The organism is Nitratireductor mangrovi (genome assembly GCF_007922615.2).
GTDB lineage: Bacteria > Pseudomonadota > Alphaproteobacteria > Rhizobiales > Rhizobiaceae > Mangrovimarina > Mangrovimarina mangrovi.
In genome coordinates, this window is record NZ_CP042301.2 from 3,649,218 (window position 1) to 3,669,736 (window position 20,519).

Genomic DNA, 20,519 nt, shown 5'->3' on the forward strand with positions numbered 1-20,519 from the left:
CTGCGGCCTCGTGACCGTGTCGGTCGGATTTGCTCTCCATCCATGACCGGCTAATGTTTTGCGGGGCCGATTCGCGACGGCAGAGGCAATGGGACAGACGAACTTTCAACGCGCTGGGCACGCGTCAGCTCAGGCTGGCGGATGGCTGGCTTTTCTTTCGACGGCAATGCTCCTTGGGGCGACGGCGGCAGCCGCCGCTTCCGATCGCTGGAGTGTCGCGGCGATCGGCGCCGTCGCGTTCGCACCCATCCCGGTCGATGCGCGCGGGGTGGACGCCTTGCAGCTCGATTGCCGGGAACAGCGCTGGACCATGCTGTTGCGCACCAATGGCGACTTCGCCGCGCCCGATCCGCTTGGCGCGGCAGCGCTCAGGATCGACCGCTCGGACTTCGAACTGGAGCCGACCCTGTCGCCGCGCGGCATCGAATTGCGCGTGCCTCGCGACCTGCTCGACCCGCTGAAGAGTGGCGGCGCCATGACCGTCAGTCTGGGCGACGGCGAGACGCGCGCCTTCGCGCGGCTGTCGTTGCGCGGCTCGCGCAACGCTATTGAGGCCATCGCTCCGCTGTGCACGCCGCGCGACATGTCGGCCTACGAACTGGTGGCGCTTGAGGATGCCGGCGAAGCCGTGGATACCGGGCGGGAACTGCTTGCCGCCGAGATCAGGCGCTTCAAGCAGTTCGCGGGGCAGGAACCGGAGATCAGGGCCGGCTTGCTCGAATTTCCCGGTGAACGAAGGCTGCTCGTCGCTTCGCTGTGCGGGGCCAGTTCCTATTTCGGCGATACCGGCTGCAACGTCACAGTTCACGCCAGCAGCACCTACGCGCCCGAATGGCGCGAGGTGTACAATACCGAGGGCGTCGCCATACACCTCGATCGCGCCAGTTTCTCGGGCGGCTGGCCGCGGCTGGTGACGCTGCCGCCCGGCGAGGACGAAGAGTTCGTCTGGTCCTGGGACGGCGAGACCTACGCGCTGCTGTCGCCCGAATAGGACGCGATCAATGCCGGGGGCGACCGCGCACCAGCTGCCGCCACATGTCGTAGCCGGCGAGCCCCAGCCCGATCAGGCAGGCGACATAGAGATCGACGCGGTTGACCTTGACCGCGATGATCGCGAGGAAAGCCGCCAGCAAAGCAAAGGCCAAAAGGGCCAGGATGCGGTCGACAATCATGAGTCAGTTCCCTTGCCGGGGTCGCGTGTCACGGTCATTCGTCATCGTCCATAGAAGAGTTTCGGCAGCGCGTGCACGATGTCGGGCAGCACGTAGAGCACGACCATGGTGATGAACACCATGAAGACATAGGGCAGCGAACCGGAGAATATCTGCGTCAGGCGCACATGCGGCGGCGCGATCCCCTTCAGATAATAGGCCGACATCGCCATCGGCGGCGTCAGGAACGAGGTCTGCAGGTTGAGCGCGATCAGGATGCCGAAGAACAGCGGGTCGATATCGAACAGCGGCAGCAGCGGCAGGAAGATCGGCACGAAGATGATGATGATCTCCGACCATTCCAGCGGCCAGCCCAGCAGGAAGATGATGATCTGTGCGAGGATCAGGAACTGCAGCGGCGTCAGTTCCATGCCGACGACGAAGTCACGCACGATGTGTTCGCCGCCGAGATAGGAGAACACCGAGGCGAAGGTCCATGAACCGACGAACAGCCAGCACACCATCGCCGTGGTGCGCACCGTCAGGTAGACAGATTCTCTCAGCCTGTCCCAGGTGAGCGCCCGGTAGGCGGCCGCGAGCAGCAGCCCGCCGAGCGCGCCGATGGCGGCCGCTTCCGAGGGCGTGGCCAGCCCGAACAGGATCGCGCCCAGCACCGACAGGATCAGGATCGCCAGCGGGAAGAACGAGGTCAAAAGCATGACGATGAGCTTCGCCAGCGGAATGGGTTCTTCCGGCTCCTCCGGCCGCGGCGCCAGCGATGGCTGCAGCGCCGCGCGCCCGACGATGTAGATCAGATACATGCCTGCGAGCAGGAAGCCGGGCAGCAACGCGCCGGCATAAAGCCGCACGATCGAGACGCCGGATGCGGCCGCATAGACGATCAGCATGATCGACGGCGGAATCAGGATGCCGAGCGTGCCGCCGGCGCAAATCACCCCGGCAGCGAAGCGCTCGTCGTAGCGCGCCCTGAGCATCGCCGGGAACGCCAGCAGGCCCATCAGCGTCACCACCGCGCCGACAATGCCGGTGGCGGTGGCGAACAGCGCGCAGGTGATCAGCGCGGCAACCGCCATCGAGCCCGGCAGTCGCCGGCTGGCCACGCTCAGTGTCTCGAACAGCCGGTCGACGATGTTGGCGCGCTCGACGATGTAACCCATGAACAAGAACAGCGGGATCGCCGTCAGCACGTCGTTGGCCATTACCGAATAGGTCTGGTTGACGAACAGGTCGAATATCCTGTTGTCGAACAGCGTGCGCATGCGCTCGGCGTCGAAATAGGCGTAGTAGCCAAAGCCGATGCCCATCGCCATCAGGGTGAAGGCGATCGGAAAGCCGAGCATGATCAGGAAGATGAACAGGCCGAGCATGAAGATCGCGATCTGCGGGTCGGTCATTCGGGTCTGTCCTTGGGCGAGACGACATCAACGGCCTCGGAGCCGTGGCGCAGCGCGGCTGCGCCTTCCCTCTGCAAGGTCGCTTCGAGTTCCTCGACATCCGATTCGGGGAGCGGCCAGGCGCCGGTGCGGATGGTCAGGACGCAGCGGAACACCTGCGCCACTCCCTGGACGACGAGCAGGATGCCGGCGGCAATGATGACGCTCTTGAACTGGAAGATCGGCACGTTGGCCGGGCTCATGCTCGAGACTTCGAAATAGCGCCAGGAGCGGCCGGCATATTTCCAGCCGGCGAAAACCAGCGCGAGCACGCCGGGGAAGAAAAACAGGAAATAGAGCACCAGTTCGACCTTGGCCTGCGTCGCCGGCCTCCACAGCCGGTAGACGAAGTCACCGCGAACGTGGCCGTCACGCGACAGCGTATACGCGCCGGCCATCATGAACATGGTGCCGTACATCATGTAGGACAGGTCGAAAGCCCAGGGTGTCGGCGCGTTCAGCACATAGCGCACGAAGACCTCGTAGCCGACGCCAAAGGTCATGACGAGCACGCACCAGGCGAACACCTTGCCGAACCAGGCCGACAGTTTGTCGGCAAACCGTATGTAGCTTTCCATGATCCGCCCGTCCGGCGCGGAACGGCGCTGGCCGACCGCGCGAAAAGGAACGAGGCCGGCGCGCGGCCCCGTTCCGCAGTTCTAGGTCACGCCGGGCTCAGATCTTGCCCGGGAAGTAGTGCTGGTAGGCCAGCCTGTAGTCGGGCGCGTTCTGCAAGCTGTAGAACACCACCCGCTCGCACCACGCCTTCTGGCTTTCCACCACCTTGGCGAAGAATGCGTCTTCCATCAGCGGCGGCAGGATCTTGTCCCAGGCGTCGAGCTGCACCTTGAGCACGTCTTCCGGCGTGCGCTTGACGTTGACGCCGGCCTCGGTCTGCAGCTTGACCAGATCCGCCGAATACTGGTTGAGCGCCAGCGCCGTATTGGCGAGATGGACGGCCTCGACACCATATTTCAGGATCGCCTGCAGGTCGGGTTCCAGGCCTTCATATTTGTCCTTGTTGAAGATGATCTCGAAGGACTCGGACGCCTGGTGGTAGGACGACAGCATGTAGTTCTTGGCCACGTCCTGGGCGCCGAAGCGGCTGTCCGAGGTCGGGTTGTTGAACTCGAACGCGTCGATGACGCCGCGTTCCATCGCCGGCACGATTTCGCCGCCCGGCAGTTGCGCCACCGAGGCTCCCATCGCCTGGAACAGATCGGCGGCCAAACCGACCGTGCGGTATTTCAGGCCCGCCACCTGATCGGCGCTGGTGATCTCTTCCTTGAACCAGCCGAAAGGCTGCGCCGGCATGCCGAAGGCGAAGAAACCGATGACGTTGAGGCCAAGGATATCCTGGGTAAGCTCGCGATAGAACTCGTTGCCGCCGCCATGATACATCCACGCGATCATCTCGGTGGCGTTGGCGCCGAACACCGGCCCCGTGCCGAACAGCGAGGCCGCCTTGTTCTTGCCGTACCAGTAGACCGGCACCGTGTGCGCGGCGTCGAGCACGCCGTCATGACAGGCATCCTGTACCTGGAAGGCGCCGACCACGGCGCCGGCCGGCAGCAGGTCGATCTGCAGGCGGCCACCGGACATTTCGTGGACGCGGTCGACATATTGCTGCGCCATTTCCTGGAAGATGTCCGAAGACGGCCAGGATGACTGCATCTTCAGCGTGATGGGCGCTTGCGCCAGCACCGCGGGCGCTGCCAGCGTTGTCGCGGCGGCCGCCCCGGCGCCCGCCATCGAGGTATTCTTGAGAAAGCTTCGCCGCGATAGTTTGTCGCTGGTCATCCGTTCCTCCCTGAATCTCGTTTTGTGATATTCCAGCGCCGAAACAATAGGCGATATAGGCCGGGAAGCAACCTGACCGTCATATTCGACTTTTGGCTTAGATGGCATTGCCGCGCTGGCCGCTGGCGCGCCCGCCTGGCGCGCGTTAGTGTGCGCCGTTTCCCTCATCGAAACCCGGTCCACACATGGCCTTCGTTCCCGACATCTCCATCATGCTGCAGTTCGCGATCGCGACCTTCATCATCGCGATCACGCCGGGCCCTGACATGACGCTTTTCGTCGGCCGCGCGCTGTCGCAGGGCCGCGCCGCCGGCCTCGCCTGCATGCTCGGCGCCATGACCGGCGTCATCATCCACACCAGCATGGTGGCGCTCGGGCTGTCGGCGCTGATCGTTGCTTCGCCGCAAGCGTTCCTGGCATTGAAGATCTTCGGGGCCGGCTATCTCGTCTGGCTCGCCTGGCAGGCGATCCGCCACGGCTCCGCCTTCACGCCGGAGACGCGCAAGGGCACGGCGCGATCGCTCTACCGCAACTGGGCGACGGGTGTCGGCATCAACCTTCTGAACCCCAAGATCATCCTGTTCTTCATGACCTTCCTGCCGCAGTTCGTCTCCGTCGACGACCCGCATGCGTCCGGCAAGCTGTTCTTTCTGGGCCTGATGTTCATCCCGCTGTCGCTGCCGCTGACCATTCCGATGGTGATTGCCGCCGACAGTTTCGCCGGGCTTCTGCGGAAGAGCCCGCGCGTCACCCGGATCGTCGATTATCTGTTTGCCGGCATCTTTTCCGCCTTCGCGGTCAAGATCCTCACCGCCCAGGCTCGCTGACGGGCTGCTCGCGCGTCGACTCGGCCGCCGCGCTCGCCGCCTGCTGCGCGACCGCGCGCTTCTGGTCCTCGTCGAGCGGCGCGCCGTTGCCAAGCTCGGGAATGCTGACGCGCACCTCGCGGCGGGCGAACTCGATGCCGTTTTCCGAGAACGCCTTCTGCACCCGCGCGTAGATATCCTTGCGGATCACCCACTGCTTGCCGGGCTTGGACATGAACTTGCCGCGCACCACGATGCCGACATCGTCGACGCTGTTGACGCCTTGTGACTTGAAGGTCTGGATCAGGTCGCCGGCGTAGGGCTGCTCCATGATGTCCTTGCCGATCTGCTTGAAGATCTTCTTGATCTTGTTGACGTCGGTCTCGAACGGCACCGTGAAACGCATCTTCACGATCACCCAGTCGCGCGAATTGTTGGTGACCCTCGGGATTTCGCCATAGGGAATGGTGTGAACCGCGCCTTCGTGGTGACGAAGTTGCAGCGAGCGGATCGATATCTTCTCGACCGTGCCAACGATGTTGTCGATGACCAGGTACTCGCCAATGCGGAAAGCGTCGTCGATCAGGAAGAACAGGCCCGAGACGATGTCACGCACCAGGGTCTGGGCACCGAAACCGATGGCGAGCCCGACGATACCGGCGCCGGCCAGCAACGGCGTGACGTCGATGCCGAGATTGCCGAGCGCGATCAGGACAGTGAGCACGATGACCAGCGTCTGCAACGCCAGCCGCGCCAGAGGCAGGATGGTGGAAAGCCGCGATCCGCCGGCGCCGCCGCCCTCGCCGCCGAGTTCCTCGGCATTGGGATCGACGCCGGAGGCCGACATCTCGTTGGCAAGCTTGCGGTTGACGAGCAGGGTCAGCACTTCCCAGACCAGATAGCCGGCGGCGACGATCATCGCCACGGTGATCAGCCTCGCGGCGAAGCGAATGCCGACGCCGGCCGAGGCCAGGTTGGTGAAGTCGATGCTCCACATGCGCGCGATCGTCATGACGACGATACCGAAGACGATGACACGTCCGATACGGACGTAGCTGCGCCTGGTCGACTGCCAGGCCTTTTCCGCGACGGCCCCCTCGCCCTGCATGGGTGGAACCAGATGCCGCACGAGGCCGCGAATGGCCGTGTCCATGGCCGGGGCCATCAGAATGAGCCCGAGTGTCAGGTAAGGCTTGCCGCCGGCCAGCAGATCCGTCCGGCCCTGGGTGAAGATGATTTCCATCCCGAGCCAGCCGATCACGATCAGCACCATGGCGACATATGGATAGGCTGCCGCAAGGCGCGCCTCCAGGCGCGTGACATCGGGGTCCCAGCCGCGCGCCATTGAGGCAAGGCCGGCACGTGCGCGGATGGTGATGACGAGCAACCAGCCGAATACCGCGACCGTCAGCCAGAAGCCCAGCTGCGTCGCGGCCCCGGCGGCATCGTTGGCATTCATGAAGCTGACGAGGAAGCCGCTCGCGCCGACGAGCACCGCGAGCCCTATCTGGCTGCGATGCAGGTAGCTGGCGGTCCAGTCGTCGACACTGAGCAGTCTCAGATCCGCCCTTTTCGGCGCCAACAGGAAGCGGGACAGCGCCGCGACAAGCCGCGGCAGGACCACGAAGCTGACCATGATCGAATGCGCAAGCGGTATCGCGTCAGCGGAAACGACGAGCGGCGCCAGAACCCGCGTAACGACAAGAAAAGTCAAAAGACCGATGACGTCGGCGAACAAGCGTCGGCCCAGGAAGGACAACGTTGCGCGCAGCGTTGCCGGTTCGCTCTGCTCGGTCATGCGCCGCTGCCATGCGGCGGTCTGGCGATTGACCAGCCTTTCCGCGGCAAGGCCGACCGGGATGAGACCTGCGAGGGTGAGGAGAAGCACACCCAGTCCGCCCCAACCGGCTCTTCCGATGAAGGTCTCGAAGCCGTGACGCAGATCGCCGAGCAGCGTTGGGAATTCGCGCACCGAGCCGGCCGCCGCGTTCCAGACGCCGACCAGCGCGTTGCCAAGCACCCCGGCGACGGTGTTGCTCTCCGCCGCCGCTTCCGCCGCCTGCCGCTCGGCGACGACATCGAGTTGCCGGAGCAGAAGCTCGCGGACCTCTGCGTCGCTCAGCCTGCTTACCAGCGCACGGATCGCTTCCGGCGTCAGCGGATCGGGTAGCGCGACCTCTTCGCTGGTTTCGCCCGACGATGTGGGTATCCCCATCATCTGGGCTTGCGTTGGCGACGAGATGGCGAGGAACAGGCCTGCAAGCAGGACCGCCAACGCCTGCCGCACATGTGGCTTGGTCATCGCTTGCCCCCATCACCCGGCCAGAGCGGACGTTGCCCTACGCCTGGCGCCTCGTCCAGCATAGTCCGTGATGGCATATTATCCTACCCGGGTCGGTTTCAGCCGGCAGGCGGTGGCCCGGTGTCGGCCCGCGGCGGCTCGCGCCAGCGCCCTGCGTTGCGGCCGGTGATGGCCCAGTAGACGATCCCGGCGATGAGACCGGCGCCGATGAAGGACAGCAGCGGCTTGTCGGCCAGCGCTTCGGCTTCGTCCATACGCGCGCCGTAGATGAGTGCCGACACGACCGCCGAGATCGCCGCGCCGCACAGCGAATAATAGAGCCAGCCGCGCTGCGGCATGAACTCGCCGATGAGGATGGCGGTGATGGCCGGCATGAAGGCGAAATAGGCGACCAGAAGCGCCACGAACGCCACCGAGAAGGCATAGGCGCCGGCGCCCGCAGGCTCGCCAGCCGCCATTTCGCCCGGGCCGATGAGGATGAGATGCAGGAAGGCGCTCGCTGCCAGGGCAGCGGCGGCGAACCCCAAGATGATCGCCGAAAACCTGATCAGGATCGCAAAAGTCTGGCTCAAGCCTCGCCGTGCCCGGCGATCATCATCGCCTCGAGCGCCAGGCGCTCGGACTTCTTCAGCCGCTCCGATTCCGACTTCAGCTGGCCGCAGGCGGCCAGAATGTCGCGGCCGCGCGGCGTGCGGATCGGCGACGCATAGCCGGCCTGGTTGACGTAGTCGGCGAAGATTTCGATCGTCTCCCAGTCCGAGCACTGGTAATTGGAGCCTGGCCACGGGTTGAACGGGATCAGGTTGATCTTGGCCGGAATGCCCCTGAGCAGCCGCACCAGTTCCCTGGCGTCTGCGAGGCTGTCGTTGACGTCCTTCAGCATCACATATTCGAAGGTGATACGCCGCGCATTCGACAGGCCCGGATAGGCCCGGCAGGCATCGAGCAGGTCCTTCAGCGGGTACTTCTTGTTGATCGGCACCAGCATGTCGCGCAGATCGTCGCGCACCGCGTGCAGCGAGATCGCCAGCATGACGCCGATTTCCTCGCCGGTGCGGTAGATTTCCGGCACCACGCCCGACGTCGACAGGGTGATGCGGCGCTTCGACAATGAGAGCCCGTCGCCATCCGAGGCGATCAGCAGCGCCTTCTTGACGTTGTCGAAATTGTAGAGCGGCTCACCCATGCCCATCATCACGATGTTTGAGACCTTGCGGCCCTCGGCCGGCACGATCGCCCCCATCGGGGTCTCCCGGTCGGGAAAGTCGCCCAGCCGGTCACGCGCCGTCAGCAGCTGCGACAGGATCTCTTCAGAGGTCAGGTTGCGAACCAGCTTCTGCGTGCCGGTGTGGCAGAACGAACAGGTGAGCGTGCAGCCGACCTGCGAGGAAACGCAAAGCGTTCCGCGGCCCTCCTCGGGGATGTAGACGGTCTCGATCTCGACCGGCCGCCCGGCGCCGCGCGGCGGAAAGCGGAACAGCCATTTGCGGGTTCCGTCACCGGAGATCTGCTCTTCGACGATCTCCGGCCGCGTCACCGTGAAATTGCGGTCCAGTTCGGCGCGCAACTCGCGTGAGATGTTGGTCATGTCGGCGAAGTCTGACACGCCGCGTACATAGAGCCAGTGCCAGAGCTGCTGCGCGCGCATCCTGGCCTGGCGCTGCGGCACGATGCCGGCCTCCACCAGCGTTGCAGCGAGCTCGGTCCGGGTCAGGCCGATCAGCGTCAGCTTGTCGCCCGCCCCATGGCGCTGGGCGAGCGCGGCGCGCTGGTCCGGAGAGGTGAGGTCTATCGAAATGCTCATGGGCGGAAAGGATATGGTCGGCGGCGGCCGATTTCCAGTTAGGGGCGCGCCATATCAGAAGATCGCATTGCCGTCACGCACCAAGATTGCCCTCAACCTTGTTTCATAATAAATAATAATAGCAGGCATTTTTCACAATTGACTTCAAACGAAGGGGATTTCGAAATGAAATGGCTGATACCTCCTGTCCTGCTCGTGATCGTCGTCGCGGTCATGATCGCTCTCTTCCGCGGGCTGCCTGAATGGCGAATGCTGCCGGAGCCGTTCAATTATCTGATCGGCCTTCCGCTCGTCGCAGCCGGCCTCGGTCTCGCCTTCGCCGGCTCGCACCGTTTCCGTCGCGCCAACACCAATATCCACACCTTTCGCCGGCCCGACGTGCTGGTGACCGACGGAATGTTCTCCATCAGCCGCAATCCGATGTATCTGGGTTTCGCGCTGGCGCTGGCAGGCTTCGCCGTGAAGCTCAACACGCCGGCCAATCTGGCGCTGATGGTGCTGTTCGTGCTCGTGGCCGACCTCTGGTACATCCGCTTCGAGGAGAAGGCGGCGGAAGAGGCCTTCGGAGATGCGTACCTCCGCTATCGGCGCCGAACCCGCAGATGGATATGATTTCTTGCCGCGACCGAAGACCGACACCACTGCCGTCCGCAAGCAGTTGCTCGAAGCAACCGAGCGCCACATCAAGGTCCACGGCCCCCGGCGGCTGACGGTCTCGGACATCGCTTCCGAATGCGGCATGTCGCAATCGAACGCCTACCGCTTTTTCAGGAACAAGCAGGCCCTGCTGGAAGCGGTCGGCGAGCGCTGGTTCGCGGCCATCGAGGAGGAACTGGCCTCGATCGCCGCCTCGGACCAGCCGCCTGCCGAGCAACTGGTCCGCTTCGTCGTGCGCCAGTACGAACTCAAGCGCGCGCGCTACGCCGAAGACCCGGTCCTGTTCCGGTCCTATCTCGAGCTGGGCATGGCCAACATGAAGATCGTCGAGCGGCATTTGAACCGCCTGCACGCACAGCTGGAGGCAATCATGCAGCGTTGTGCCGAGGTCGGCCTTCTTGGCGGTCGTGACCCGGGCGAAGCCGCGCTTCTGGTCGAAGCGATGACGGTGCGTTTTCGCGACCCGGGCCTGATCATGCGCCACTATGACAGCGACAGCGCCGCGCGCGCGGCCGAAGCCGCCGGCCTGATCCTCGCCGGCCTGGCGCATCTGCGGAGGACGCCGAACTGAGCCGTCCGCGATCAAGCGCCGGCGCCGGCCGGAAATCCTATTTGCAGTCGGAGATCGAGTTGAGTGCCGCCGTGATGCCTCTCAGGGAGAACGAATAGCTGGTCTCGTTGCCGCGCCCCGACATCGCGTTGACCGACATCACCGAACCGGCCTTCATCGCCGCAACCAGCTGAGGCTCCTCGGCGGCGTTTTCCAGCCAGGCCGACTTGCCCTTGGTGAACAGCGAGAACGAACGGTCGCCGACCTTCACCGACACCTTGGAGTCTTCCTTGAGATTGTAGGCCGCGATGAACTGCGGCTCGTAGGCGACGTTCTGCCCCGGCTTCTGGCTGACGAAAAAGAAGATGTCGCCATGATCCAGCGACGCCGGCTGCTTCTCTGTCGGAACCGACAGCACGTAGCAGACCTTGCCGTTGCCGGATTGGTACGAATAGGTCCCCCAGGCATTGTGCTGGCCGACTTTGGTGGCCGTTTGTGCTCCGGCCGATCCTGCCGCCAAGAGGGCCGCCGCTCCTGCGAGGAACGAGATCAGTGCACGCATGTCGCTACCATTTCCCTGTGTGGCTCATCCAACGAATCGCTCACGCGGCCTCTGCGGACCGCATGCTCTTAAATTTAGTTAATCGGAGTTACCAAAGGGTGAATCCGCCCCGGATTGATGTGCCCGATTTCGTCGCGGCCAAGGCCCGCTTCCGCGCTGGCGGAATGGCCCGAACCGGCCGACTTATCGGAAAAAGCGCAGGAAAACGGCGAGAGTTTGTCAGTTTCGGCGCGCGGGCCGATTGCCTCGCCGGCTAGCCGTTGTCAGCGTCCTCGCGCAAGAACGCCTGCGCCGCAGCGCGATGTGCCGGGGTGATATGGTTGCGGATGGCCGCGATCGCCGCACTCAACACGGCGACATCGTCTGTGAAGCCGAAACCGAACAGGAAATCCGGGATCGAATCGAGCGGCAGCACGAAATAGGCCAAAGCCGCCAGCAGCACGCCGCGAACACGCGTCGGTGTCTTTTCGTCCAGGGCGCAATAATAGGCCGCGACGAGTTCGTCCATGAACGGCACTTGCCGCGCGGCGCGCTTCAGCGTCGAGGTGAATTTCGAGCGCACGCGACGGTCGCGACGCTGGTTTTCCGCCTCGTCGACGGGCGCCAGCACCTCGGATATCCGGTCGTGGTCCATCGTCCTCACCATGACAACGATGTGGGGACGTTCGGCCGCATCCGCAAGCCGCGCCTACCCCCGGCGAAGCCGTTCATTCTCTTCGCCAGCTTGAAATCAAGCTCGGTCAAGCCGCCGGCGTCGTGGGTCGACAGGGTCACCCTCGACCGTCTTGTAGACGTTCGACCACTCCGGGTGGTGGTCGAGCTTTTCGGCTGCCAGCGCCGATCGCGTCATGAACGCAAACGCCTCGCTGAAATTGCGGAAGACGAAGGTCTTGGTGATCGCCTCGCGCCCGTCGACCATCATCCAGCCGTCGACTTCGTTCAACGCCTCGGCAACCGCGTCCTGTCCCAGTTTCTCTCTCGCCATGGTATCTGTCCGTACTATCGACGCCCACCCGACGATAACGCAGGTGCCATGAACACGCAGCCCCGCATCGCCATCCTTTTTGTCTGCCTCGGCAACATCTGCCGTTCGCCGCTCGCGGAGGGCGTCTTTCGCAACGTGATCGAAAAGCGCGGCATCGCCAGCCACTTCACGATCGACTCCGCCGGCACCGACGCCTGGCACCAGGGATCGGCGCCCGACCCGCGCTCGATCGAGGTCGCCGCCCGGCACGGCATAGACATCAGCGGGCAGCGGGCACGCCAGGTCACGGAGGCAGACTTCGCCCGCTTCGACCTGATCCTGGCCATGGACCGCGCAAATCTTCGCGACCTGCAAATGCGTTCACCGGAGGGTTCGCCCGCGGTCGTCGCCCTGTTAACGGAGTTTGCCGAGAGCCGGGGCATGGACGTCCCGGACCCCTATTATGGTGGCGCCGACGGCTTCGAACGTGTCTACCGCATGATCCGCATCGCGTCGGAAGCGCTGGCCGGCAGGCTCGTCGACGCATGACCGGCTGCGGACAGCGGCCACGCCTCTTCCACGACATAGGGGCCGCCACCCACCGATTCGCGTGACGACATCAGCACGAAGCGGGCTACCTTGAACGGTGCGGTGGCGAAATTGCCGCGTCCGGACAGGTAGGCGGCGAGTTCATGCGATGCGGCGTTGCGCAGCCGCGCCAGCGTGACGTGCGGCGTGAATTTGCGCGGGTCGGCCGCCGCCCCGTGGCGCAGGCAGATACGATCGATCTCGCTCTGCAGACCGAAAAGTTCGGAGGACGGCGCCACCCCGGCCCAGAGGGCATGTGGCTTCTTGCTGCCGAAGGTGCCGACCCCGGAGAGGTGTATCTGGAAGGCCGGGCGCCGCACCCGGTCGAGTCCGTTGGCGATGTCGTCGGCGACGCGGCCCTCGACATCGCCGATGAAGCGCAAGGTGATGTGGTAGTTCTCGACATCGATCCAGCGCGCTCCGGGCAGGCCGCCGCGGAGCAGGGAGAGCGAGAGTGCGGCATCGCGCGGTATCTCGAGGGCGGTGAAAAGTCGCGGCATGGCTACCTCCTCGAATCGCTCTTCACGTTCAGCGAATCATCGTTTGGGCGCGGCGGCAAGTCCGCAGCATTCAGGTTCCGGCTTTTTCTCAGCCGCTGCCGTCGCCAACCCCCGCGACGCCGTCGAGCGCGCGCTCGACATAGGGCAGCGCCTCTTCGACCATGCGGTCGACTCCTTCCGCGGTCGGATGCATTCCGTCGGAAAGCAGAAGCTTCGGATCGGCGGCAACCCCCTCCATGAAGAACGGAATCAGGGTCAGATCGTGACGTTCCGCCAGTCGTGGGAAGATGCCATCAAAGGCTTCCGCGTAGTCGGCACCCAGATTGGGTGCCGCCAGCATCCCGGCGAGCACGACGTCGATACCGCGCTCCTTCAGCCGCGAGATCATCTCGTCGAGGTTCTTTTCCGTGACCTGCGGAGGAAGGCCACGCAACATGTCGTTCGCACCGAGTTCGAGGATGACCAGATCGGTGCCGTCGGGGACAGACCAGTCGAGCCGCGACAGTCCGCCGCTGCTGGTGTCTCCGGAAACGCCGGCATTGACGACCGTCACCTCGTAGCCTTTCGCCTTGAGCGCAACCTCCAGCCGTTCAGGGAAGGATTCGCCCGGCGCCAGCTGGTAACCCGCCATCAGGCTGTCACCAAAGCCGACAATGTCCGTGCCGGCCCGCGACAAACCCGCCGAGGCGGCCAGGACAAGCAGCCCGATGACGAAAGCCGGAGCGGTCTGTTTGAAACCCATGCACCAACACCCATATGATCCGGACGCGGCGGTTCCGCCGTGCCGGCACGCTCAGCCCCTTGTCGCCACCATATAGGAACGTTTTGCAGTGACCAAAACGGTAATCGAACTGAGGCAGGTGTCGCTGACGCTCGGTCACGGCGCGTCCCGCGTCCATGTCCTGAAAGGGATCGATCTCGACATCAGCGCCGGCGAGGCGACCGGCATCGTCGGCCCCTCCGGGTCCGGCAAGTCGACCTTGCTGATGGTGATCGCCGGGCTCGAATCGGTCGACGCCGGCACGGTTCGCATCGCCGGCGAGGCATTGAACGGCCGCAGCGAGGACGACATCGCCGCCTTCCGCGGCCGCAACATCGGCATCGTCTTCCAGTCCTTCCATCTCATTCCCAACATGACGGCGCTCGAAAACGTTGCGGTGCCGCTGGAGCTTGCAGGCCATGCCGACCCGTTCGGCGTGGCCGCTGCCGAACTCGCCGCGGTCGGGCTCAAGGACCGCGTCACCCACTATCCGGGCGAACTGTCGGGCGGCGAACAGCAGCGCGTGGCGATTGCCCGTGCCCTGGCGCCGGAACCGAAGATCCTGATCGCCGACGAGCCGACCGGCAATCTCGACCAGGCCACCGGCCGCCAGATCGCGGACCTGCTGTTCGCCAAGGCCCAGGAGCGCGCCATGACCCTGCTTCTGGTCACCCACGACCCTGCACTCGCAGGACGCTGCGCCCGTCAGGTCGCCATGCGCTCCGGCCGCATCGAGCCGGCGCCGGCCGCCCAGGCGGTCTCCGCCTGACGATGAACGCCGCGCAAACCTTCCGCCTGGCCTTCAATTTTTCGCTGCGCGAGATGCGCGGCGGCCTTTCCGGCTTCCTGATCTTCCTCGCCTGCATTGCGCTCGGTGTCGCGGCGATAGGCGGCGTCAATTCCGTCGCCCGCGCCATCACCACCGGGGTCGCCTCCGAGGGCCAGGTGCTCCTGGGCGGCGACATCCGCTTCGAACTGGTCCACCGGCAGGCAAGCGATGAAGAGCGCGCGTTCATGGCGAGCTTCGGCGATGTTGCCGAAAGCGCCGGCATGCGTTCCATGGCGCGGCTGCCAGACGGTTCCGACCAGACCCTGGTCGAGGTCAAGGCGGTCGGCGACCGTTATCCGCTGTTTGGCGCTCTCGAAACCACACCGCCGCTCGACAACGGCGCGCTTTTCGCCGAGAGCGATGGCGTTTTCGGCGCCGCCGCGCCGCCGCTGCTTTTCGACCGCCTCGGCCTCGAAACCGGCGACCGGCTGAAACTTGGCAACGCCACCTTCGAGTTGCGGGCGGTGATCGACAGCGAGCCGGACCTCGTCTCCGACGGCTTCGGCTTCGCGCCACGGCTGATGGTATCGCTCGACGGCATAGCGGCATCCGGTCTCATGCAACGCGGCAGCCTGGTCGAGATTGCCTACAAGCTGCGCCTGCCCGCGGGGTCGAGCGAGGCCGATATCGCGCGCATCGCCGAGCGGGCGCGCGCGGAATTTCCCGAAGCCGGCTGGAGCATCCGCTCGCGCGCAAACGCCGCGCCCGCGCTGTCGTCCAACATCGAGCGCTTCTCGCAGTTTTTGACGCTGGTCGGCCTGACCGCGCTGGTGGTCGGCGGCGTCGGCGTCGCCAACGCCGTGCGCGCCTATCTCGACGGCAAGCGCAGCGTGATTGCCAGCCTGAAAAGCCTCGGCGCGTCGGGTGGCTTCGTGTTCGCGCTCTATCTCGTTCAGATCCTGATGATCGCGATGATCGGCATCGCCGTCGGCCTTGTCCTTGCCGCGGCAATGCCATTCTTGGCCGGTGCTGCGCTGTCCTCCGTGCTGCCGGTTCCAAGCGAGGCGGCCATCTACTGGGACGCATTGGCTGTCGCCGCCCTGTTCGGCTTCCTGGTCACGCTCGCTTTCGCGCTGCTGCCGCTCGGACGGGCGCGCGCGGTGCCGGCAACGGCCTTGTTCCGCGAAGCCGGTTTCGAATCGAGTGGCCTGCCGGCGCCGCTCTATGTGGCGGCGGCACTGGTGATCGTCGGCCTGCTGGCCTTGCTGGCGATCTGGTTTTCCGACGATCGCAGGATCGCGACGATCTTCGTCGGCGCCACCATCGCTTCCTTCATCGTGTTGCGTCTTGTCGGTCATCTCGTGCAGTGGCTGGCGCGACGCAGCCCGCGCCTGCGTTCGACAGCGCTGCGGCTCGCCGTCGGCAACATCCACCGGCCCGGTGCGCTGACACCATCTGTCGTGCTCGCGCTCGGGCTTGGCCTGACCCTGCTCGTCACGCTTGCGCTGATCGACGGCAATCTGCGCAACCAGATCACCGGCAACCTGCCCGAACGCGCGCCCAATTTCTTCTTCGTCGATATCCAGAACGCGGAGGTCGACGCCTTCGCCGACCTGGTCGGCAAGGAGAGCGGCGGCGGGAATCTGATGAAGGTTCCGATGCTGCGGGGCCGCATCATGGAACTGAACGGCGTCGACGTGCAGAAGGTCGAGGTGCCGCCAGAAGGTCGCTGGGTGCTGCGCGGCGATCGCGGGGTTACCTATTCCGAAACCGTGCCGGAAAACGCCTCGCTGGCAGCGGGCGAGTGGTGGCCGGCGGACTATGCCGGCGAACCGCTGGTGTCCTTCGCGGCCGAGGAGGGCGGGGAACTTGGCCTCGCCATCGGCGACACCATTACCGTCAACGTCCTCGGCCGCAACATCACCGCCCGCATCGCCAATTTCCGCGCCGTCGAGTGGGAATCGCTGTCGATCAACTTCGTCATGGTGTTTTCGCCCAACACCTTCGCCGGCGCGCCGCACAGTTGGCTGGCGACGCTGACCGCGCCCGACGCGACGGCCGACGACGAGGCGCGTATCCTCAACGCCGTCACGCGCGCCTTTCCCGCCGTCACCACCGTCCGGGTCAAGGACGCGCTGGAGATCGTCAACCGCCTGGTCGCGCAGTTGGCGACCGCCATCCGCGCCGCCGCCGCGGTGGCACTGATCGCCTCGGTGCTCGTCCTTTCCGGCGCCCTCGCGGCGGGCAATCGCGCCCGCATCCACGACGCCGTGGTGCTGAAGACGCTCGGCGCCACGCGTGGCACGCTGATGACGGCCTTTTCGCTCGAATACGGCCTGATCGGTCTCGCAACCGCGGTTTTCGCGCTCGCGGCCGGCTCCGTCGCGGCCTGGTATGTGGTCGCGCAGATCATGGCGCTGCCGGTCACCTTCATGCCCGAGATCGCCGTCACCACTATCCTTCTGGCTCTGGTTCTGACGATTGGATTCGGGCTGGTCGGCACCTGGCGCGTGCTGGGGCACAAGGCCGCCCCGGTGCTGCGCAATCTCTGAGAGGCCGCCGGTTCGCTAACGATTGGTGAACCTTTCGCGGTTCTGACCGGCTGAAAGCTGCAAAAAACCCGCATCTGCGGGCCTTTAGGCCGCAGAGCGGACTTGTCCTTGCCGCAAAGAGTAATCATATTCTGCGCAGGCATGCTGGAGTCTCGCCAGCGGCGCCTGGGCGTGCGCCCGACACCCGACGAGACATGAGCAGTTAAGAGGAAACCATGGCTGACCTTCGCAACTACAATGCGCGTGTCGCGACCGCGGACGCCCGCGCCGACGCCGCTATAGACGAAGGCCTGCGCGCCTATATGCTGAAGGTTTACAACCTGATGGCGCTCGGCCTCGCAATAACCGGGCTCGCCGCCTGGGGTACCTTCAATTTCGCCGTGTCCGACGGCCAGCTGACGGCCTTTGGTCAGCTGATCTATGCCAGCGCCTTCCGCTGGGTCGTGATCCTCGCCCCGCTGGCGATGGTCTTTTTCCTGTCGTTCAGGATCCACCGCATGAGCGTGCCGGCGGCGCAGACAACCTTCTGGGTCTATGCCGGCCTCGTCGGCATGTCGCTGTCGACGATCTTCCTCGTCTACACCGGCACCTCGATCGTGCGGACCTTCTTCATCACCGCGACCGCCTTCGGCGGCCTGTCGCTCTACGGTTACACGACCAAGCGCGACCTGTCGGCGATGGGCTCGTTCCTGGTGATGGGTCTGTTCGGCCTGATCATCGCGATGATCGTCAACATCTTCCTTGGTTCGACCGCGCTGCAGTTCGCGATCTCTGTGATCGGCGTGCTCATCTTCGCCGGCCTCACCGCCTACGACACGCAGCAGATCAAGGAGATGTATTACGAGGGCGATGACGAAGCGGTCGCCGGCCGCAAGTCGATCATGGGCGCCCTGCGCCTCTACCTCGACTTCATCAACCTGTTCATGTTCCTGCTCCATTTCCTGGGCAATCGCGAATAGGTGCGGCTGAAACAATCAAGATGCGAAGGGCGGCTTGCGGGCCGCCCTTTTCATTTGCCAGAGCCTCTGCTTGATATCCGGGCAGGTCGAACCAATGCATACACGATGAGCACGCTGACGATCAGGCCCGCCGAACGAACCGATATCGGGGCGATCACCGCGATCTACGCCGACGCCGTGGCCAACGGCACGGCGAGCTATGAGCTGGAGCCGCCGTCGAAGGCCGAGATGGCCGCGCGTTTCGATGCGCTGGCCGAGCGCGGCTATCCCTATTTCGTCGCCGAGGATGACGCCGTCGTCGGCTATGCCTATGCGGGTCCGTTCCGCCCGCGCCGCGCCTACCGCTTCATCGTCGAGGATTCGATCTATCTGGCGCCGGTCGCCCAGGGGCGGGGACTGGGAAAAAAGCTTCTCGCCAGGTTGATTGATGAGGCGACGGCGCTCGGCTTCCGCCAGATGACGGCGGTCATCGGCGATGGCGCCCGCAATCTGGCGTCGGTGCAGCTTCACGCAGCGCTCGGCTTCCGCCATGCCGGACGCCTCGAAGGTTCGGGCTACAAGCACGGCCGCTGGCTCGACACCGTCTTCATGCAACTGATGCTGAACGACGGTACGGCGACGCCGCCCGACGCGGCCTCGCTGCCCGAACGGAATTTTCGCGAGGGAATCTGAACGATCGCCGGACTCGCGGGTCCGCCTTCAGGCCTCGACCAGCTTCAGCCGCTTGTCGAAGACGTTGAGCACCCGAGCCAGTTCGTGGCCGCGCTTCATGATCAGACCGGTGGCGGCGACGACCGAATAGGCGCCCTGCTTGCGCGCCAGCCGCGGATTCTTGACGATCTGGAACAGCGGCACCTCGCTGGTGCGCCTGAACACCGAAAACACCGCCCGGTCGGAGAGATGGTCGATGGCGTAGTCGCGCCATTCATTGGCGGCGACCATGCGCCCGTAAAGCTTGAGAATCTGGTCGAGTTCACGCCGCTCGAAAGTGACGGGGCCTTCTCGTCGATCCCGCCTCGCCTCGTGAAGCGGGATCAGCATCGCGGAGCCGTCTGTGTCCTCCGCTCCTTCGGCGCGTTCGACCATGGGCGCAGCCTTTCATGACAGTTTGGCGACGAAAAGGGTCGCGCTTTCGCGATCGAATTGCAACCCCCAGCGGCTGCCGGTCGCCGGTCGGCACCATCTGCGCGGCAGATGCCGGATCCCAGGTTACGTCAGGTCACGAACAGGGACAGCTTGTCGGAATTGGTGATTGGTCGCCACATTCCTGCCGCGAATTGTCCCGCTTCCGGCCCCAATACGCGGCGAACATCCAATCGTTGCCTGAGACGGTTCGGTCTGGCGCTGACGCTGTAACCCCAAGCCCCCCGCCCACGGTGTCTTCGCTGGGCCGAACCAACCTCCGGCCCCTCGGGGCCAGCATCGGCAAAATTCTTCCGAAAAACGAGATGTCTTGACGTTTGCGGCTCAGCTTGCGGGTGCGCCGACGATCGCCGCACCGAGGATCGGCCCGGGATTGCCGTTCTTGCCGATCCCCTGCAGGAGCACCGCGCAACCGGCAGCGCCGCGTTTCTTCAGTTCCATGGCCGGGATCTCCACCCGCATTGGCTTGCCGTGCCACATGCCCACCGACTGCACCCCGGAAACCGCGTTCCAGTAGGTGATGGTCTTGCCGGCATTCTCGCCGCGCTTGATCTCGACAGGGGTCACCGGATCGAAATAGACCAGCACCAGGTTCGCCTTGCCGTAGCCGTCCGGGGCCTTGCCTGCTTCGATGATGACACTGTCGACGCCTTCCTCGAGCTTGATGTCGACGATGAGGCCCTTGCCTTCCCTGGCCATCGTGTCCAGCGCCGAGCCGACTTTCGCGCGGCTGGCGCCGTTCATATGCACGCGGCCATTGACGATCGCCTGCGGTGTGTAGACCGCCCGTTCCCCCAGTGAGCGGGCATATTCATACTGGCGCGTCGTGTTTTCCGGGCTGCCCATCGTGTCGCGCCAGCCGAGATAGTCCCAATAGTCGACGTGATAGGCCAGCGCCACGACGTCGCCCGATTGCGCGAGTTCGCCGAAATAGGCATCGGCGCGCGGGCAGGAATTGCACCCCTGGCTGGTGAACAGCTCGACCACGCCGAGCGGGCGGGAGCGTTCTTCGGCATTCGCCAGCGCCGCCGCACATGCCAGCATGGCGCCGGCAGCGGCCAGCTTCAGGAGATGATAAGGCTTCATTCTTGATTCCGATCCACAGTCCGGACACGCGACGCCCGGATACCACTGCCTGCAGACTAGGCAGATGGCAAGTTCAAGAGGAAGTCACGTTGCGGTGACACCATCCGCCCCA

22 protein-coding genes and 1 pseudogene are annotated in these 20,519 nt (G+C 64.7%); 9 read left to right on the forward strand and 14 right to left on the reverse strand.

Annotation, left to right across the window (positions count from 1 at the left end):
* Positions 1-166 precede the first annotated feature (166 nt).
* On the forward strand, positions 167-991 hold the full coding sequence (locus tag FQ775_RS17805) for a hypothetical protein (RefSeq protein ID WP_146298721.1): 825 nt from the start codon (positions 167-169) through the stop codon (positions 989-991).
* Positions 992-998: 7 nt separating this feature from the next.
* On the opposite strand, the gene FQ775_RS17810 is transcribed toward FQ775_RS17805, so the two are convergent.
* The 4 genes from FQ775_RS17810 to FQ775_RS17825 form a co-directional block, all read right to left on the reverse strand.
* Positions 999-1,172: a hypothetical protein gene (locus tag FQ775_RS17810; protein ID WP_167812705.1), complete on the reverse strand. Its 174-nt coding sequence runs from the start codon at positions 1,170-1,172 to the stop codon at positions 999-1,001.
* Between the two features lie 41 nt (positions 1,173-1,213).
* Positions 1,214-2,566 carry a TRAP transporter large permease gene (locus FQ775_RS17815; RefSeq protein WP_146298722.1) on the reverse strand — a complete coding sequence of 451 codons (1,353 nt, stop codon included), beginning with the start codon at positions 2,564-2,566 and terminating at the stop codon, positions 1,214-1,216.
* A complete protein-coding gene (locus FQ775_RS17820) occupies positions 2,563-3,183 on the reverse strand; it encodes a TRAP transporter small permease subunit (protein ID WP_146298723.1) in 621 nt (206 codons plus the stop codon). The genes FQ775_RS17815 and FQ775_RS17820 overlap by 4 nt, the downstream gene beginning before the upstream one ends.
* Before the next feature lie 97 nt (positions 3,184-3,280).
* Complete coding sequence (locus FQ775_RS17825) at positions 3,281-4,405, reverse strand: TRAP transporter substrate-binding protein (RefSeq protein ID WP_146298724.1); 1,125 nt, start codon at positions 4,403-4,405, stop codon at positions 3,281-3,283.
* A 185-nt stretch (positions 4,406-4,590) separates the two neighbouring features.
* On the opposite strand from FQ775_RS17825, the gene FQ775_RS17830 reads away from it, so the two are divergent.
* Positions 4,591-5,232 (forward strand): LysE family translocator, encoded by a 642-nt coding sequence (locus FQ775_RS17830; protein WP_146298725.1) that lies wholly within the window; start codon positions 4,591-4,593, stop codon positions 5,230-5,232.
* On the opposite strand, the gene FQ775_RS17835 is transcribed toward FQ775_RS17830, so the two are convergent.
* The 3 genes from FQ775_RS17835 to rlmN all read right to left on the reverse strand — a co-directional run bounded on the left by FQ775_RS17835 (position 5,213) and on the right by rlmN (position 9,317).
* Positions 5,213-7,513, reverse strand: a complete 2,301-nt coding sequence (locus FQ775_RS17835; RefSeq protein WP_146298726.1) for a mechanosensitive ion channel family protein — start codon at positions 7,511-7,513, stop codon at positions 5,213-5,215. The genes FQ775_RS17830 and FQ775_RS17835 overlap by 20 nt on opposite strands.
* Positions 7,514-7,611: 98 nt before the next feature.
* A complete protein-coding gene (locus tag FQ775_RS17840; RefSeq protein ID WP_146298727.1) occupies positions 7,612-8,085 on the reverse strand; it encodes a hypothetical protein in 474 nt (157 codons plus the stop codon).
* Positions 8,082-9,317, reverse strand: coding sequence for a dual-specificity RNA methyltransferase RlmN (gene rlmN / locus FQ775_RS17845; RefSeq protein WP_146298728.1), 1,236 nt, complete (start codon positions 9,315-9,317; stop codon positions 8,082-8,084). The genes FQ775_RS17840 and rlmN overlap by 4 nt, the downstream gene beginning before the upstream one ends.
* 165 nt (positions 9,318-9,482) lie before the next feature.
* Here rlmN and FQ775_RS17850 point away from each other — a divergent pair, with 165 nt between their 5' ends.
* Both FQ775_RS17850 and FQ775_RS17855 read left to right on the forward strand, forming a co-directional pair.
* A complete protein-coding gene (locus tag FQ775_RS17850; RefSeq protein ID WP_146298729.1) occupies positions 9,483-9,929 on the forward strand; it encodes a methyltransferase family protein in 447 nt (148 codons plus the stop codon).
* 4 nt (positions 9,930-9,933) lie between these two features.
* Positions 9,934-10,545: a TetR/AcrR family transcriptional regulator gene (locus FQ775_RS17855; RefSeq protein WP_167813040.1), complete on the forward strand. Its 612-nt coding sequence runs from the start codon at positions 9,934-9,936 to the stop codon at positions 10,543-10,545.
* Positions 10,546-10,582: 37 nt separating this feature from the next.
* Here FQ775_RS17855 and FQ775_RS17860 read toward each other — a convergent pair whose 3' ends face one another.
* The 3 genes and pseudogenes from FQ775_RS17860 to FQ775_RS17870 all read right to left on the reverse strand — a co-directional run bounded on the left by FQ775_RS17860 (position 10,583) and on the right by FQ775_RS17870 (position 12,071).
* Positions 10,583-11,086, reverse strand: a complete 504-nt coding sequence (locus FQ775_RS17860) for an invasion associated locus B family protein (protein ID WP_146298731.1) — start codon at positions 11,084-11,086, stop codon at positions 10,583-10,585.
* Positions 11,087-11,339: 253 nt separating this feature from the next.
* On the reverse strand, positions 11,340-11,720 hold the full coding sequence (locus FQ775_RS17865) for a YkvA family protein (protein ID WP_146298732.1): 381 nt from the start codon (positions 11,718-11,720) through the stop codon (positions 11,340-11,342).
* Between the two features lie 5 nt (positions 11,721-11,725).
* A pseudogene (locus FQ775_RS17870) lies at positions 11,726-12,071 on the reverse strand (4a-hydroxytetrahydrobiopterin dehydratase).
* Between the two features lie 48 nt (positions 12,072-12,119).
* Here FQ775_RS17870 and FQ775_RS17875 point away from each other — a divergent pair.
* Positions 12,120-12,599 carry a low molecular weight protein-tyrosine-phosphatase gene (locus tag FQ775_RS17875; protein ID WP_146298733.1) on the forward strand — a complete coding sequence of 160 codons (480 nt, stop codon included), beginning with the start codon at positions 12,120-12,122 and terminating at the stop codon, positions 12,597-12,599.
* Here the strand turns inward: FQ775_RS17875 and thpR are convergent.
* Together thpR and FQ775_RS17885 are read right to left on the reverse strand one after the other, a co-directional pair.
* Positions 12,542-13,138, reverse strand: coding sequence for an RNA 2',3'-cyclic phosphodiesterase (gene thpR, locus FQ775_RS17880; protein ID WP_146298734.1), 597 nt, complete (start codon positions 13,136-13,138; stop codon positions 12,542-12,544). The genes FQ775_RS17875 and thpR overlap by 58 nt on opposite strands.
* A gap of 88 nt (positions 13,139-13,226) precedes the next feature.
* Positions 13,227-13,880 (reverse strand): arylesterase, encoded by a 654-nt coding sequence (locus FQ775_RS17885; protein ID WP_146298735.1) that lies wholly within the window; start codon positions 13,878-13,880, stop codon positions 13,227-13,229.
* 88 nt (positions 13,881-13,968) lie between these two features.
* Here FQ775_RS17885 and FQ775_RS17890 point away from each other — a divergent pair, with 88 nt between their 5' ends.
* The 4 genes from FQ775_RS17890 to FQ775_RS17905 all read left to right on the forward strand — a co-directional run bounded on the left by FQ775_RS17890 (position 13,969) and on the right by FQ775_RS17905 (position 18,850).
* Positions 13,969-14,667, forward strand: coding sequence for an ABC transporter ATP-binding protein (locus tag FQ775_RS17890; RefSeq protein ID WP_146298736.1), 699 nt, complete (start codon positions 13,969-13,971; stop codon positions 14,665-14,667).
* A gap of 2 nt (positions 14,668-14,669) precedes the next feature.
* The gene (locus tag FQ775_RS17895; protein WP_146298737.1) at positions 14,670-17,219 is read left to right on the forward strand and encodes an ABC transporter permease; all 2,550 of its coding nucleotides are present in this window, start codon (positions 14,670-14,672) and stop codon (positions 17,217-17,219) included.
* Between the two features lie 215 nt (positions 17,220-17,434).
* Entirely contained in the window at positions 17,435-18,178 is a 744-nt protein-coding gene (locus FQ775_RS17900) for a Bax inhibitor-1/YccA family protein (protein ID WP_146298738.1), read from the forward strand.
* 105 nt (positions 18,179-18,283) lie between these two features.
* Positions 18,284-18,850: a GNAT family N-acetyltransferase gene (locus FQ775_RS17905; RefSeq protein WP_146298739.1), complete on the forward strand. Its 567-nt coding sequence runs from the start codon at positions 18,284-18,286 to the stop codon at positions 18,848-18,850.
* Positions 18,851-18,877: 27 nt separating this feature from the next.
* On the opposite strand, the gene FQ775_RS17910 is transcribed toward FQ775_RS17905, so the two are convergent.
* Positions 18,878-19,264 carry a DUF2794 domain-containing protein gene (locus FQ775_RS17910; protein WP_146298740.1) on the reverse strand — a complete coding sequence of 129 codons (387 nt, stop codon included), beginning with the start codon at positions 19,262-19,264 and terminating at the stop codon, positions 18,878-18,880.
* A 381-nt stretch (positions 19,265-19,645) separates the two neighbouring features.
* Complete coding sequence (locus FQ775_RS17915) at positions 19,646-20,407, reverse strand: DUF1223 domain-containing protein (protein WP_146298741.1); 762 nt, start codon at positions 20,405-20,407, stop codon at positions 19,646-19,648.
* Positions 20,408-20,519 lie beyond the last annotated feature (112 nt).

Bases quoted from the DNA above. Each gene is read 5' to 3' on its own strand.
- FQ775_RS17805 (WP_146298721.1), top strand. From the start codon at position 167: ATGCTCCTTGGGGCGACGGCGGCAGCCGCCGCTTCCGATCGCTGGAGT.
- FQ775_RS17810 (WP_167812705.1), bottom strand. From the start codon at position 1,172: ATGATTGTCGACCGCATCCTGGCCCTTTTGGCCTTTGCTTTGCTGGCG.
- FQ775_RS17815 (WP_146298722.1), bottom strand. From the start codon at position 2,566: ATGACCGACCCGCAGATCGCGATCTTCATGCTCGGCCTGTTCATCTTC.
- FQ775_RS17820 (WP_146298723.1), bottom strand. From the start codon at position 3,183: ATGGAAAGCTACATACGGTTTGCCGACAAACTGTCGGCCTGGTTCGGC.
- FQ775_RS17825 (WP_146298724.1), bottom strand. From the start codon at position 4,405: ATGACCAGCGACAAACTATCGCGGCGAAGCTTTCTCAAGAATACCTCG.
- FQ775_RS17830 (WP_146298725.1), top strand. From the start codon at position 4,591: ATGGCCTTCGTTCCCGACATCTCCATCATGCTGCAGTTCGCGATCGCG.
- FQ775_RS17835 (WP_146298726.1), bottom strand. From the start codon at position 7,513: ATGACCAAGCCACATGTGCGGCAGGCGTTGGCGGTCCTGCTTGCAGGC.
- rlmN (WP_146298728.1), bottom strand. From the start codon at position 9,317: ATGAGCATTTCGATAGACCTCACCTCTCCGGACCAGCGCGCCGCGCTC.
- FQ775_RS17850 (WP_146298729.1), top strand. From the start codon at position 9,483: ATGAAATGGCTGATACCTCCTGTCCTGCTCGTGATCGTCGTCGCGGTC.
- FQ775_RS17860 (WP_146298731.1), bottom strand. From the start codon at position 11,086: ATGCGTGCACTGATCTCGTTCCTCGCAGGAGCGGCGGCCCTCTTGGCG.
- FQ775_RS17865 (WP_146298732.1), bottom strand. From the start codon at position 11,720: ATGGACCACGACCGGATATCCGAGGTGCTGGCGCCCGTCGACGAGGCG.
- FQ775_RS17875 (WP_146298733.1), top strand. From the start codon at position 12,120: ATGAACACGCAGCCCCGCATCGCCATCCTTTTTGTCTGCCTCGGCAAC.
- thpR (WP_146298734.1), bottom strand. From the start codon at position 13,138: ATGCCGCGACTTTTCACCGCCCTCGAGATACCGCGCGATGCCGCACTC.
- FQ775_RS17885 (WP_146298735.1), bottom strand. From the start codon at position 13,880: ATGGGTTTCAAACAGACCGCTCCGGCTTTCGTCATCGGGCTGCTTGTC.
- FQ775_RS17895 (WP_146298737.1), top strand. From the start codon at position 14,670: ATGAACGCCGCGCAAACCTTCCGCCTGGCCTTCAATTTTTCGCTGCGC.
- FQ775_RS17900 (WP_146298738.1), top strand. From the start codon at position 17,435: ATGGCTGACCTTCGCAACTACAATGCGCGTGTCGCGACCGCGGACGCC.
- FQ775_RS17905 (WP_146298739.1), top strand. From the start codon at position 18,284: ATGAGCACGCTGACGATCAGGCCCGCCGAACGAACCGATATCGGGGCG.
- FQ775_RS17910 (WP_146298740.1), bottom strand. From the start codon at position 19,264: ATGGTCGAACGCGCCGAAGGAGCGGAGGACACAGACGGCTCCGCGATG.
- FQ775_RS17915 (WP_146298741.1), bottom strand. From the start codon at position 20,407: ATGAAGCCTTATCATCTCCTGAAGCTGGCCGCTGCCGGCGCCATGCTG.